This window comes from Duncaniella sp. B8 (genome assembly GCF_005304985.1).
GTDB lineage: Bacteria > Bacteroidota > Bacteroidia > Bacteroidales > Muribaculaceae > Duncaniella > Duncaniella muris.
In genome coordinates, this window is the sequence record NZ_CP040121.1 from 296,450 (window position 1) to 310,450 (window position 14,001).

Genomic DNA, 14,001 nt, shown 5'->3' on the forward strand with positions numbered 1-14,001 from the left:
GTGGTGGTATGATCACAGGAATTTCTGGCAGATGTAGGCATCAGAATAGCTGTTGCCTGACATAAGCCACGATTTTAAACGTCCGCTGATTCTGAATCCGGCTTTTTCGAAAAGCCAGCGTGAGGCAGCATTTTTTTCTCCTACAATGCAGTAAAGCTGATGAAGCGAAAGCCTGCCACGGCAATAATCAGCAGCAAGGTTGAGTGCTCGCAGGCCGTAGCCATGCCGACGTGCGTCGGAATCAATCAGGATTCCTACGCCGCAACGCGAATTGGCAGGATCAAAGTCATAGAGATCGAGAGTGCCGATGGTCTGAGTCATACCTTCCGCATTGATGAGGTCTATCATCAGCCGGAGTTGGCGTGCGGCGTAGATATCACCGTCATAGTTATTTACATAGTCCCACAACTGTTTGCGCGAGTATGGTGCAAGTGTGAGGCCGACACCCCACACCGCCGGATCGTTTTCCCAGCGGTAAAGGGTGTCGACATCAATAGGTTCGAGTGCCCTGAGGCTTATAGTGCCGTCTGTCAGCATTCTATAGGCTAATTTTTTTAGAGGCCCTCTTCGTTGAGGAAACGTTCGGCTTCGAGCGCAGCCTTGCAGCCTGAGCCGGCAGCCACGATGGCCTGACGGAATACGGGGTCGGCAACATCACCTGCGGCAAAGACTCCGGGGATGTTGGTCTGCATTGATGAGCCTTTGACCTTGATATAGCCGGCTGCATCGCAGTCGATGTACTGGCGGAAGATCTCGGTGTTGGGATTGTGGCCGATGGCGAGGAAGAATCCGTCGATGGCGAGGTCGTAGTGCTGTTCGTTCTGTGTGCCTACGTTTTCCACGAGATGTGCGCCTTCGAGATATTCTTCGCCATAGAGTCCGGTGGTGTTGGTGTTGAAGAGCACTTTGATATTGCTCTTTTCAAGCACACGTTCCTGCATCACTTTAGAGGCGCGGAGGTGGGGTTTGCGTACGATCAGGAACACATCGGATGCCAGATTGCTAAGATAGAGGGCTTCTTCGCATGCTGTGTCACCGCCGCCTACAACTGCCACGCGCTTTTTGCGGTAGAAGAATCCATCGCATGTGGCGCAGGCAGAGACTCCGAGACCTGAATATTTTTCTTCGTCAGGCAGACCGAGATAGCGTGCTGATGCTCCTGTGGAAATGATCACTGTGTCGGCGAGAATCTCCAGACCGTTGTTGGTCACTGCCTTGAACGGGCGCTTTGAAAAGTCGACTTCTGTCACAAGACCCGAACGGATGTCGGCTCCGAATTTGAGTGCCTGAGTGCGAATGTCTTCCATCAGCTGCGGACCGGTGATGCCGTTGGGCTGTCCGGGAAAGTTCTCTACCTCGGTTGTGATGGTCAGCTGGCCGCCGGGCTGGAGGCCTTCGATCACGAGCGGCGAGATATTGGCGCGTGAAGCATAGATTGCTGCGGTGTAGCCTGCAGGGCCTGAGCCGATGATGAGGCAACGGGTTTTGATTTCTGCCATAAGTCTCTTGTTTTTGAATTGATGTTTTTGAACGGTTAGATTTTAAGTTGGTCAGACAATTTTAAGTTGTTCAGTCTATTGAACCATACCTATTATATAATGTATATTTTTTCTGATTGTTCACTCTTTTGAGCGTCTACGCGGGCTTTAACGCAGGTCTACCACCGGCAGTCCGGGATGCTTTGCGGCATCATAGCGGAAAAACGACACCGGGAGTGCCTCGCCGGGCTTCACGGAGCTGACAGTGATGCCGACGCTGCGGCGATTGGCCATGTTGAGCACTATGCGGGTCGGGTAGAGGGTAGAGGCGTTGAGGGTCAGATCCACGCTATGGATATCGCTTCCTGCCTGCGTGGCTGTCAGCCTGATCTTCTTCTCTCCGGCTGCTGATTTGAGCATGGATGCGCGGTAGTGGGTCTTGAACGAGTTGATGATCGCAAACGGATTGACCTGCTGAAGCTCTTCCGGACTTGGTTCGGTGATGTTTACTTCGCCTACATGGGTCGAATAGGTCCACTGTGTGCGTCCGTCGTACCACGATGAGATCTGCGGAGAGACAATCGTGAAGCGGTCGCCCGAAATGGTGAGTGTGCCACTGTTGCTCTGGCCGTCGGCAGTGATTGTGTATGATGCCGAGAGTGATTTCGACGCTCTGATCTTCGCAGCGGCTTTGTCAAGCACGGCTGTGGCTGATTCCGCCGCATGGAGCGGCAGAAGGCAGCAGAGAGCGAGGATCAGAAGTATGATGTTTTTTGTCAGCATGGTCGTGTTTCTTATCGGTGTTTTTGAAAGGTGGGATTATCAACGGTTTTCGAGGATATGTTCGAGTGTCACTGCGTCTACGAGCACCTGGCGTGGCTTGCCTCCCTGCGAGGGGCCTACGATTCCTGCGGCTTCCATCTGGTCCATGATCTTTCCGGCGCGGTTGTAGCCTATTGAGTAACGGCGCTGCAGCGATGAGGTCGATGCGGTGTCAGTCGATACCACCAGACGGGCACATTCATCGAACAGTGGGTCGCGGTCGCCGAGAGTTGCGCCGCTGATGTTGCCACCTTCGCCTTCCGGAGTATATTCAGGCAGTTCGTAGGGCGACTGGTAGCCAACCTGCGAACCGATGTTCTCGCAGATGGCACTCACTTCCGGGGTGTCTATGAAGGCACACTGCACTCGTTCGAGCTTGCCGTTGATGGAGAAGAGCATGTCGCCGCGGCCTATCAGCTGATTTGCACCGAGCTGGTCGAGAATAGTGCGGGAATCATTGCCCTGGATCACACGGAAGGCTATACGTCCCGGAATGTTGAGCTTTATGCCACCGGTGATCACGTTGACCGTTGGACGCTGGGTTGCTATGATCAGGTGTATGCCTGCCGCACGGGCCACGGCAGCCAGACGCGACACTGGATTTTCAATTTCTTTGCCCTGACGGATGATCAGGTCTGCGAACTCGTCGATGATCAGCACAATGTAGGGGAGGAAACGGTGTTTCTCCGGATTGAGCTTGCGGGCAATGAATTTGTCGTTGTATTCCTTGATGTTTCGTGCTCCGGCCTGTTCGAGCAGCGAGAGGCGGTTGTCCATTTCGATACAGAGAGAGTTGAGCACGGTGACCACCTTTGACATATCGGTGATAATGGCGTCTTCGCCGGGGAGCGATGCGAGATAGTGGCGCTCCAGCTCGCGGTAGAGACTCAGTTCAACTCGCTTCGGGTCGATGAGCACGAATTTCAGTTCCGAAGGATGTTTTTTATAAAGAAGCGAAGTGATGATGGCGTTGAGGCCTACCGATTTACCCATACCGGTGGCGCCGGCCACGAGCAGGTGGGGCATTTTGGCGAGGTCGGCCATGAAAATGTCATTCGAGATAGTCTTGCCAAGTGCCATCGGAAGCTCCATTTTGGAGTTGCGGTAGACTTCGCTGTCAAGTACTGAACGCATCGAAACCACCTGAGGGTCTTTGTTAGGCACCTCGATGCCGATTGTGCCTTTGGCAGGTATAGGTGCGATGATGCGGACACCTTCGGCTGCAAGCTGCAGTTGCAGGTCATCGCCGAGACTTCTGATCGAGCGTGTGCGCACACCCTCGGCCGGAATGATCTCATATAGGGTCACGGTCGGGCCGATAGTGGCTTCGATCTTGGAAATTTCCACTCCGAAGGTGCGCAGAGTTTCTGTCAGGCGGCGCTTGTTGAACTCCATTTCCTGGATATCCACGCTGGGTCCGTTGTCTTTCGTAGGACGCAGAAGATCTACGGAGGGGAAGCGGAAAAGAGAAAGTTCGGCGCGTGGATTGTAAGGCTCCGAGGCCAGAACCTCTTCTGCTGTGGCCGGGCGCACTGTAGTAGGCGCGAGCGGAGCCTGAAGAGCTGTCTGAGCAGATGGGTCTGAGTTTCCGTGCTGTTCTGTCTCATCATCAGAGTCATTGTCGCTGTCGGCAAACAGAGGAGTGTTGAAATCAGCCTCCTCTTCTTCTGCATTCTGCACGCTTGCGGTCTCTGTGCTGTCTGCGGGAGTTTCGTCGTCAGATTCAATGTCGTTGGAATCATCACGGCTGTAGCTGTCTGTTATGTCGCTGTCATCTCCGGCAAAAAGCGGGCGCAGCAGGCTGTCTTCACGGCTACCGGCTGACTGAAGATGGTCTGAGCCCGGGCCATTGTCCTCGAAATCGGTAACTTCGATCTCTGCAATCTCTTCATCGGTTTCTTCAATGATGTCGCCGCTGCTATTTCCGGACCGATCCGCAGACTCATTTTCTGCATGACCTTCCACTGCATTTTTTGTCATAGCCGGCTGCATCGCCACTGCCACTGCCGCTGCCGGCTGTATGGCTGCCTGCCGCTGTGTTTCGGCTTCAACGGCTGCACGGCGCTGAGCCTCGGCTTCTTCGGCAGCTTCGCGGGCAAGGCGTTCGGCCTCTTCGGCCTCGCGTATGCGCTCACGTTCGGCGCGGCGCTGTGCCTGGCGCTCATTGTAGGTCCGGATGCCCTGTGAAGCCACTCCGTAGATGCGCTTCAGTTCTGTCAGATAGAGGATGATGACAAGGCCGCCCATGATAATGCTGATGCCCAGTGCTCCCCAGATGCCGGTCAGGGTGATCAGGCGATCGTTGAGCAGATGGCCGTGGCGTCCGCCCCAGTAGACTGGCGAGGCGAATTCATAGGTCACCAGACCGCAGATAATCGAAAGTGCCACTGCTGTCAGCAGGCATCGCATGGTCAGCGGCCAGAATGACGGACGGTAGACGCGCAGCATTGACAGTCCGCAGGCGGCCAGATAGTAGATAAGCAGAAACGATCCTATTCCGAGCCAGTTGTAGAGAAGTGTATGGGCTATCCATGCTCCTGCCGGACCTCCGGCATTGCGTATCATAGTCGGGTCGAAATCGCCATTGAGCATCGCGCTTTGGTCTGACCCTATATTGGCGAAGTAGGAGATGGTGACTATCAGCATATAGCCGGCAAGGATCGTGAAGACCAGTCCGATGAACATCACGGTGCGTGAGTCGCGGATCAGTTGCAGCGTTTTTGCCACTCCGGCGCGCGGACGGCGACGGCTGACGGCTGTCTGCTCCGGGACAACGGTGGTTCCTGTCGTGGAGCCATAGCCGGGCTGATTGCCCTGGGGGGCATAGGTTGTCTGTCGGGAAGGGGTGGCAGAGGCTGTCTGCCTGTTGTTGCCGGCATAAGGTGATTCGTCATAAGGTGATGCAGCTGGAGCATCGTCCGGCTGCGGGGTTGAGTCGTGGCGGTCGGAGCGATGTCCGTTGAGCATCTCTTCAGCATCGAATGCGGTATCTGTGAACGAGGGTTCGTCAATCGGGGAGTATGATGTGGACATATATGTATAATCGGGTGATCGCTTGGTCGAGATCGCTTATTGGAATTATCTTGAAATTATCGCTGTGTTTTGAGTAAGTGTGCTTTTGATGTGACAAAGCCTAAACAGATAGCAAAATTACAATTTTTATTTCACAAATTCAACTCGGCAATTTTTTTTGGAGTAAAAAAAGCAACCGCCCTCCCGAAGCCGGGAAAGCGGTTGCCGTTATTGGATCTTATATATGATATATAAGGTGCGGGATGCTTGTCTTATCGTTTTACGAACTTGAATGTGCGCATTGACTTGCCGTCTTCAACCACGAGGACGTAAACGCCTGCTTCAAGAGTGTCGATGATATCTTCGCGGTCAGAACCTACGGCTGTGCGGAGGATCATGCCGCTGAAGGCGTTGACCACAGTGTAACGGGCGTTGCCGCCGTTGGCGATGATGTCTTCGATCTCTGAGAGGCGGAGGAGGTTGAAGTGTTCCTCTACTTCTTCAGCCGAGAGTGCCTTGGGATATACGATGAATTCGTCAATGGCTCCGCCGAAAGTGCGGTGTCCGCTTTCGTCATCACCTCCGATGAAGATGAGTTCGCTTGCCGAGAAGTTGATACCTCCGGTTTTCACACCTGTGAGGGTTGCAGCTTCCTTACCGTCGATATAGAGGGTTGTTGTTTTTCCTGCAAAGTTGCGCACACAGGCAATGTGGTGCCAGTTACCGTCAAATACGTAATCGGCGTTTTCAATCTTGCAGTCTGCTTTATCAGCATTGTCGTCAATTGAGAAGCTGAGGTAGCCGTTCTTGCGTTCGAGGCCGATCCAGTTGCCTGTGCCACCTTCCACGTTGGTGGTGTTGTGAGTGCCGATGCAGAAGAGATAGCCGTCATCGTCGGTTGATTTCACCCAGAGTTCGGCAGTGAAATCGCCTTCGCCTACGTTGATCGCATCATAGATGGGCTGGGTGAAGTATTCGGCATTGTCAAATTCAACTGCTCCGGCCTTCACGCCCTGAACGGATGCGATGCCTGCGGTTGCGGTGGCCTCACCGTGGGCGAGGTTGGGAGTTGTCTCGCCGATTTCGTCCATCGGGAAGTAGAGAATGTAGTCGCCGGCCTGTGATTCGTAGTGTTCCTTGACCTTGCTTGCACTCATTACTCCGCGGTAGAGTGAGAGTTCGTCGAGTTTGCCGTTGTAGGAGTTGTCAAATGCGGTCACGTCGCCGATGATGAGGGGTTCGTCATCGCTGATGATCTCTCCGGTGGGATCATCGCCTGAGGCTACGAGTTCGCCGTCAACATAGAGATTGAGCAATTTGTTGACAACGTCGCGGGTGGCAACGATGTGATGCCACTCGCCGTCAAAATATTTGTCGGCGCCGGAGACTTCGATCTGCTTCTTGGTCACGTTGTCGTCAATAGCGAAGCGGAGTTCCTTTGTGCCCTTGTTGTCTTTGTATTCGATGCCATACCAGTTGCCGGAGCCGTTATTGGGAGAAATGACACCCTTGTTGAGCAGGTAGCAGTTCTTGTCAACAGCGGTAGAATTCATCCAGAGTTCAATGGTGAATGAGTTGCTGCCGAAGTCAATTAGGTCATAGCTTTCCTGAACGTAGCGGTTCGATCCGTTGAGGCTGAGAGCATTGCCGTGCTTGCCTTCTACGGCTTCGCCGTTCCCGCCGTTGGCGGTAGCGATTTCACCAAGGATTGAATTGGGGGTGGTTTCACCTACTTTTTCGAATGGGTAGTGGGCCACGAGTTCAATCGAGGTGTTTAAGCGCACCTTGATTGTGCCGGAGATGGTCGCATTCTGGTCTTCTTCAGCACCGGTGGTGGTGATGGTGAATGCATATTCGCCTTCGGCCTTGGGGGCGCCTGAGATTGAGCCGGAGAGAGTGGCAGGGTCGAAACTGTAGGTCATGCCTTCGGGGAGGCCTTCGATTTTTACGCCTGTGGCGCGGATCACGGTGAAGCCGATAGTCTGGATTTCATCGCCAAGATAGATCACCTGGTTGAGCGCGCCGCCGTTGACGGTGATTGCACCCACGGTATTGAAGGCTTCCTCAAGGTTATAGCTGAGGTGGGGAGGCTGGTTGTAGCCGCAGTTCTGCCATGCTATGGCCACGCGATACTGACGGTCCTGCATCAGAGTGTTGACCCGGTAGTCGGTCGGGATGGTGGTTGAAAAAATGAGCAGATCGGATTCGGTTTCCTGATCGTGGAGAATGATTTCCTCGCGCCAGTCGCCGAAAAGGTCGGCCTGAAGATTGGGAGTGGCTTTGGTTCCGTTGGTGGAGCCTGCGTTTGAGTAGCTGGAGAATACCCAGCTTGCCGCTGTTCCGTTGAGGTTTTCACTGCGTTTCTCGATGATGGGGTATGACTTGCCTGCACTGGAATTGTATTTTCCGTCAAAAAGTTCATCAAGCAGGTCGCCGTCCCAATAGATACGGAAGTTTGACGAGGGAACTTTGCCGTCGATAGCGATCTCGCCTGTGCAGGTGAATGTCTTGTTGGCACGTGAAGTGTCCGAGCTATTTGCATACCATGCGTTAGGCCATACTTCGTAGCCACGGAATTTGGATGAAATGTTCGCTGCGAGACCGCGGCCGATGTCGTGGGCTGACTGGGGATTGCCCCAAAGAATTTCGCCGGTGCGGGCATCGCGGAAAGTTGCATCCCACTTATAGGGAGATTTCTTTTCTTCGTGGACCATGAAGATTTCAAGGCCTTCGCGGTCGGGGTCCATGTCAGCGAGGTGGAGAGCATCGCCGTGGCCTGCACCTGTGCGCAATACTTTTACGCCGTCATGGTCAAGGATGGCAGATCCGTAGACAATTTCGTCAAAGCCGTCGCCGTCACAGTCGCCGATTGTCAGAGAGTGGGCGCCTTCGCCATAGAGGCCCTGGCCTGAAGTCTCTGATTTGTGGAGCCATTTTTCTGTGAGCTTCTGTCCGTCGAAGTTCACAGCCCAGACATAGGCGGCGGTGTAATAACCGCGGCAGAAGATGGCCGACGGAGTTTTGCCGTCAAGGTAGGCCACGCCTGCGAGGTAGCGTTCGCAGCGGTTGCCGTTGCTGTCGCCCCACTGGCTGTTTGTGCGGATTGTGCGTGGAGGATTATACTCGATGGTGTGAATTTCGGCTCCGGTCTCGCCGTTGAATACGGTAAGATATTCGGGACCGGCTACGACTATGCCGGCATGATCGTTCTTGTCTTTCTTTCCGTTGGACTTTGTGCGGTGATCGTCTGTCACTTTGGCATCGCCGAGAAGCACTGCTTTGCCCTGTCCGTCAATGGTACCGGGAGCTGTCTTGCATATGAGCTCAGCCTTGCCATCGCCATTGAAGTCGTAGACCATGAACTGGGTGTAGTGGTTGCCTGAGCGGATGTTCTGGCCGAGGTCTATGCGCCAGAGCTGGGTGCCGTCGAGCTTGTAGCAATCGAGGATGGTGTTACCGGTGTAGCGGTATTGGTCACCGTTGTCTGCCTGGTTGGTCGGGAACCATTTTACAATGAGTTCCCATTCGCCGTCGCCATCGACATCGCCTACGGAAACGTCGTCAGGAGTATAGGTATAGTTGCGCATCTCTCTATAGCCACCTTCGGGCGATGTGCCACCTTTGGGACGGTTCAGATGTACGCGCAGGAAATTTTCAGCCCAGGCGGCTACTTCCTTTGAGGTCTCGATGTCGGTGCCGTTGAGGATGGCTTTGACCTGATACTTTGCTCCGGGAGTTCCGGCGGGATCAGTGAAGTTAGTTACTTTGAGGGGAGTTTCGTTGATCTTGCTGCCGTCGCGGTAGACGTCAAAGAGCAGATCTTTCGAATCGCCGAGCAGCGAGCGCCATGAAACGAAGACGCCATTGTCGGCCTTTACGGCTATGACTCCGCGATCAAGCTTTTCGGGCTGGATCGTGTGGGAGTACTTGGACTGCTGCGCCGACATTCCGAGCGACATCAGCAGCGCCATGCACGATAAAAAAGTTTTTTTCATGCTAACAAGTTAAAGTAAAAAATTGATAAGTTTTCTGATATTATGGTTATTGAATAGTTGAACTGGTTCCGAAGTGCATGGACAGAAGCTTAGAGGAAGAGGGCCTTTCGCAGGATTCCGCCTCATGATGCCACTGCCGGTTAAGTTTTGATGGTATCAGGTGACAAAATTAATGATTTTTAGCCAAAAACGCAAATCCAGACGGCGGTGGCGAACAAATTTTGCATAACTTATGTTTATATTTCATAGACGTTCACGTCTGTTTTGTGGATAATTTAAGATAATATAATGAAAAAGATTGGTATATTTTACGGAACCACCACAGGTTCGACTCTCGAAGTCGCTGAAATGATAGCTCGCGAACTGAATGTAAATCCTCAGGATGTGCATGACGTGGCCCGGACGGCGCCGTCAGACGTAGCTGACTATGATGTGATAATTCTCGGTGCGAGTACCTGGGGGGCAGGCGATCTTCAGGAGGATATGGCCGGTTTTCTCGATGGTCTGCAGTCGCTTGATCTTGAAGGCAAGGAGGTGGCGATTTTTGGCTGTGGCGATGAGTCGATGGCTGATACTTTCTGCAATTCGGTAGGGGAGATCTATCATCGTCTCCATAACACGAAGGCTATGTTCATAGCTCCTTTCAGCAATGATGGCTACCACTACGATCATTCAGCCAGTGATGTCAATGGTATGATAGTGGGACTTTGCATTGATAATGTCAATCATCCGGAAAAGACCGAGGCGCGTGTCAAGGCATGGTGCGAGGAAATCAAAAAGGAATGTGAGTGAGAACGGAATGGGCAAGAATGGACAAGGAGGTAAATAGCATGGAAAAGTGTTATAAAATGTGAAATTTGTTTGATCGTATCAATGTTTTTTCTTAAATTTGCACCTCAAAATGCAGAATAACGAAAAAAATAAAAATATACGGCAATGAAAAGAACATTTCAACCTTCTAACAGAAAGAGAGTTAACAAGCATGGTTTCCGTGCCCGCATGTCTACCCCCGATGGACGCAAGGTCCTCGCCCGTCGTCGCGCCAAAGGCCGCGCTCGCCTGACCGTTTCTGACTCTATCGCCGGAAAGTAATCAGCTCTCACTTCTGAGAAAAACATAAGCCGATCTCCGTAAGGAGGCCGGCTTGTTTTGCTTACAGGAATAGGGGCGGTGGTGTTACTCTAACCGGTTCTAAAGAAATCAGCAGCAAAACCCGTAAAGGGAGGCAGCGGATTCAGAGGATAGCCCAAGCAAGATTCATGGGCCCCTGCAGGTGAGATTCAGACAGCGATGTCTCAAAGGCATTTAAGAAAGCTACGATCTCATCTGGAACGCTCCTTGTCGGATACCCGCCGCTCGTGGGGCCTTCCGTGGTGGTAAATCGGTGTCCTTCCGGACACCACATTTGCTTGAATGTCTTCCCCCCCGACACCTACGCGCTGAGCGCTACGGTGTCGGGGGCTACGAATAAATCGGTGTCCTTCCGAACACCCGCTGCCCGTGGAGCCGTTCGGAAAACGTATTGTCGGACTTGTCGTTGCCTGCGGATTTGTCCGGGTTACGCTGCGTTGAGGCTGGATGGTGATGTCCGACAGGACATCGATTTACTCGTAGCCCGTGACACCGCAGCGCACAGCGCGCAGGTGCCACGGGCCTGCGCCCCCCTACATGTGGAGTCCGGCAGGACACCGATTTACCGCTCCGGATGGAGTGCCTTCCTCTAAAGTCCACTTATAAAATAAAAGCCCGTGGCTTTTGCGCAGTAACCACGGGCCTATGGATTTCAGAGGACTTTGCAACACCCTCTGTTGCTCAGAAATCAGAATAGGTAAGCTGCTGTGATGGTCCAGTAGCGGTTTTTGCCTTCAATGCCGGCTTTGCCGTATTCGTCGTCAATAGCGCGGACGGCTTTAGTGAGGCCGAGGCCGTAGCGGGCGTTGATGTCGATGTGGCTTAGGAAACGCAGACCGAAGCCGAAGTTAAGAGCCCAGTCAACCGAGCGGTTGCGGTAGGCATCGTGGATATTTTTGCGACTGGTGAGGAATGACACACTCGGACCAACACCGAGGTAGGGAACAACGACTTTGCTGATAAGCGGCAGCGAAAAGTTGTATCTAAAGTTCAGCGGCAGCTCGATGTAGCTACGGTTGTCCTTGGATATTTCCTGCTCGGCAAGAAATTTGGCATTGCGGCGGACATACATTGCTGAAAGGTCAGCTGAGATGCCGATGACGGGAATGGTGAATTCACCCATCACACCTGCGGTCCAGCCGGTCTGGTTGTCGGAATCGAGCACGCTTTTGTTGAAGTGCATGTCATTGACGGTAAGTCCAACTTTGGGTCCGAAACGGAACTGCGCGTCAGCAGTGAATGTGGTTGCGCTGACAATGAACGCAAGCACCAACATGATTGCTTTGATAGATTTCATGAATTGTGATTGTGTGATAAATTAAATTGTATATGATTGGATCGCTGTAAAAAATATGGTATGCCATGAAACACATATATAGGACCTGCCTGGTGGTCAGGTCCTATATATGTGGATGTCGTATTTTTAGCCGGTCAGTTTTCAAATTCGATCAGAGGGGTGTCAGTAGCCACCTGGTCGTCTACGCTAACAAGTACCCGCTTGACTATGCCGCTGATTTCGGATTCAATATCGTTTTCCATCTTCATGGCCTCATAGACCAGCACGGTGTCTCCCGGCTTGACTTCCTGACCTGGTTTTACGTTGATTGAAACGACTCTGCCACTCATCGGGGCTGCGATTACCGGACCGGTGATGGGCTCGGCAGTTTCGGCGGGAGCTTCTTCGGCTGCGGGAGCCTTGACTGATTCTTCGGCTTCGAATTCTTCTTTGCGGCGTTTACGGAGGAATCCGTTGGCCACAGATGGCAGGAGTTCGAGCAAGAGATACTCTTCGGTGTTCGATGCGAGTTTGCGTCCGCCGAGTTCCGGAAGTTCAGGATTTTCAGGCTTGCGGTAGGCGCTGACGTCATAGGGCTTTTCTTCAGGGTTGCCGGTGATTTTCTCACGGAATGCGGGATCTATGGCCACCGGGGTTTTGCCGTATTCGCCTTTGACGAGTGAGATGAATTGGTTGGATTTGTTGGTATAGTCCGGCTTGCCGTTTTTGCGGTCGAGGGCCACAAGCACTGCCTGGCTGCCCACTATCTGGCTGGTGGGGGTGACGAGGGGGATCAGGCCGGCATCGCGGCGCACCATCGGGATCAGGCGCATGGCATCTTCAAGGAGATCTTCGCTCTGGAGCTGCTTGAGCTGGGCCACCATGTTGGAGTACATGCCACCGGGAACTTCTGCGGTCTTGACGAGTTCGTTGGGTTTGGGGAAGCCGAAGTAAGCTTCAATCTTGTGGCAGGCATCAAGGAGGGCTGCTTCGTCTTTGGCTTTGGCGAATTCGATGGCACTGTCGAAGAGGGCGAGGACTTCTGGTGGAAGTTTGTCGGTCAGCGGATCGAACGGACGCGGCATGTTGTCTTTGTTGAGGTCGAACTGTGCGAGCTCTTTGCGGGCTTCGAGAAGTCCGGTGCGGATACGGCCCACGGCTTCCATATTGACGTCAACTTCGACTCCCATGCGCTGACAGAAGATCCAGATGAGTTCGATGGCCGGAGCTGCGGAGCCTCCGCCGAACCACCAGATGTTGGTGTCGAGTATGTCGACTCCGTTGATGATGGCCATGAGCGATGATGCCAGGCCGTAGCCGGGAGTGCAGTGGGTGTGGAAGTCAACGGGGACTTTGACTTCGCGTTTGAGGGCTGAGATTATTGATGCGGCCCGGAGGGGGTTGACCAGTCCGGCCATGTCTTTCAGTGTGATGATCTTTGCGCCGAGCGCTTCCATCTGCTTGGCTTTGCTGACGAAGTATTCGTCAGTGAAGATCGGAGTCGGGCCTCCTTCACGTGATCCGAACATTGCTTTGAGCTTGCCGAGGAAGCCTTCGGGTTTGGCGGGAGCTTCGGGCTTGGGATCGACGGTGTAGCATACGGCTCCATCGGCTATGCCGCCGAGTCGATTGATGAGGCGGATTGATTCCTTGACGTTGTCGATGTCATTGAGTGCATCGAATATGCGCATTACGTTCAGCCCGTTGGCTATCGCTTCCTTGTAGAAGCCTTCGAGTACCGAGTCGGGATAGGGCACGTAGCCGAAGAGGTTGCGGCCGCGAGAGAGGGCGGAGAGGAGCGCTTTGGGGTGGTCACTCTTTGAATCCATTGCCTCGGAGAAAGTGCGGAGACGCTGCCAGGGCGATTCGTCGAGGTAGCGCATCACAGAGTCGGGTACTGCACCGCCCCAGACTTCCATGATATGGAAGCGGGCATCCTCGTAGTAAGGAAGGAGGCGGTTGATGGTCTCCTGTTTCATGCGGGTCGCGAAGAGCGACTGCTGGCCGTCACGCAGTGTGAGGTCGCGGATCTGAAGTTTGGGTCGTGTCATAACTTTTGAGATAGTTGAACGAGTAGGTTTGACCGTAAGCCCGGCTGCGATGGCGTGGAAGTGGGTCAGGGCGCCGAGGCTTGGTAGCTGTCGGCAAATATAAGGGATTTAATCTTATTAAAGAAAAAATTCCGTAATTATTTTTTAATTGTTGTGAAAAAAGTCTCAAATATGCCTCACAGGAGTCTGTGGCTGGGCAAGCGGGATGGTGTTGCCAGTTGAAATTGCGTTGGGCG

General features: G+C 53.3%; 9 protein-coding genes. 2 read left to right on the plus strand and 7 right to left on the minus strand.

Going from position 1 to position 14,001, the window contains the following annotated elements:
* Positions 1–12: 12 nt before the first annotated feature.
* From FDZ78_RS01375 to FDZ78_RS01395, 5 genes are all read right to left on the minus strand, one after another.
* The gene (locus tag FDZ78_RS01375; RefSeq protein ID WP_124075473.1) at positions 13–537 is read right to left on the minus strand and encodes a GNAT family N-acetyltransferase; all 525 of its coding nucleotides are present in this window, start codon (positions 535–537) and stop codon (positions 13–15) included.
* 17 nt (positions 538–554) lie between these two features.
* Positions 555–1,499 (minus strand): thioredoxin-disulfide reductase, encoded by a 945-nt coding sequence (trxB, locus tag FDZ78_RS01380; RefSeq protein ID WP_107031015.1) that lies wholly within the window; start codon positions 1,497–1,499, stop codon positions 555–557.
* A gap of 147 nt (positions 1,500–1,646) precedes the next feature.
* Positions 1,647–2,261 carry a LolA-like putative outer membrane lipoprotein chaperone gene (locus tag FDZ78_RS01385; RefSeq protein WP_107031016.1) on the minus strand — a complete coding sequence of 205 codons (615 nt, stop codon included), beginning with the start codon at positions 2,259–2,261 and terminating at the stop codon, positions 1,647–1,649.
* Positions 2,262–2,300: 39 nt separating this feature from the next.
* A complete protein-coding gene (locus FDZ78_RS01390; RefSeq protein WP_124075472.1) occupies positions 2,301–5,333 on the minus strand; it encodes a DNA translocase FtsK in 3,033 nt (1,010 codons plus the stop codon).
* A 251-nt stretch (positions 5,334–5,584) separates the two neighbouring features.
* The gene (locus FDZ78_RS01395; protein WP_137426161.1) at positions 5,585–9,307 is read right to left on the minus strand and encodes a LamG-like jellyroll fold domain-containing protein; all 3,723 of its coding nucleotides are present in this window, start codon (positions 9,305–9,307) and stop codon (positions 5,585–5,587) included.
* Between the two features lie 288 nt (positions 9,308–9,595).
* Here FDZ78_RS01395 and FDZ78_RS01400 point away from each other — a divergent pair, with 288 nt between their 5' ends.
* Positions 9,596–10,099 (plus strand): flavodoxin, encoded by a 504-nt coding sequence (locus FDZ78_RS01400; RefSeq protein ID WP_124075470.1) that lies wholly within the window; start codon positions 9,596–9,598, stop codon positions 10,097–10,099.
* A gap of 144 nt (positions 10,100–10,243) precedes the next feature.
* Positions 10,244–10,399, plus strand: coding sequence for a 50S ribosomal protein L34 (gene rpmH / locus FDZ78_RS01405; protein ID WP_107031019.1), 156 nt, complete (start codon positions 10,244–10,246; stop codon positions 10,397–10,399).
* A gap of 727 nt (positions 10,400–11,126) precedes the next feature.
* Here rpmH and FDZ78_RS01410 read toward each other — a convergent pair.
* Positions 11,127–11,735: a porin family protein gene (locus FDZ78_RS01410; protein WP_124075469.1), complete on the minus strand. Its 609-nt coding sequence runs from the start codon at positions 11,733–11,735 to the stop codon at positions 11,127–11,129.
* Positions 11,736–11,869: 134 nt separating this feature from the next.
* Complete coding sequence (locus FDZ78_RS01415; protein WP_124075468.1) at positions 11,870–13,765, minus strand: biotin/lipoyl-containing protein; 1,896 nt, start codon at positions 13,763–13,765, stop codon at positions 11,870–11,872.
* Between the last annotated feature and the right edge of the window lie 236 nt (positions 13,766–14,001).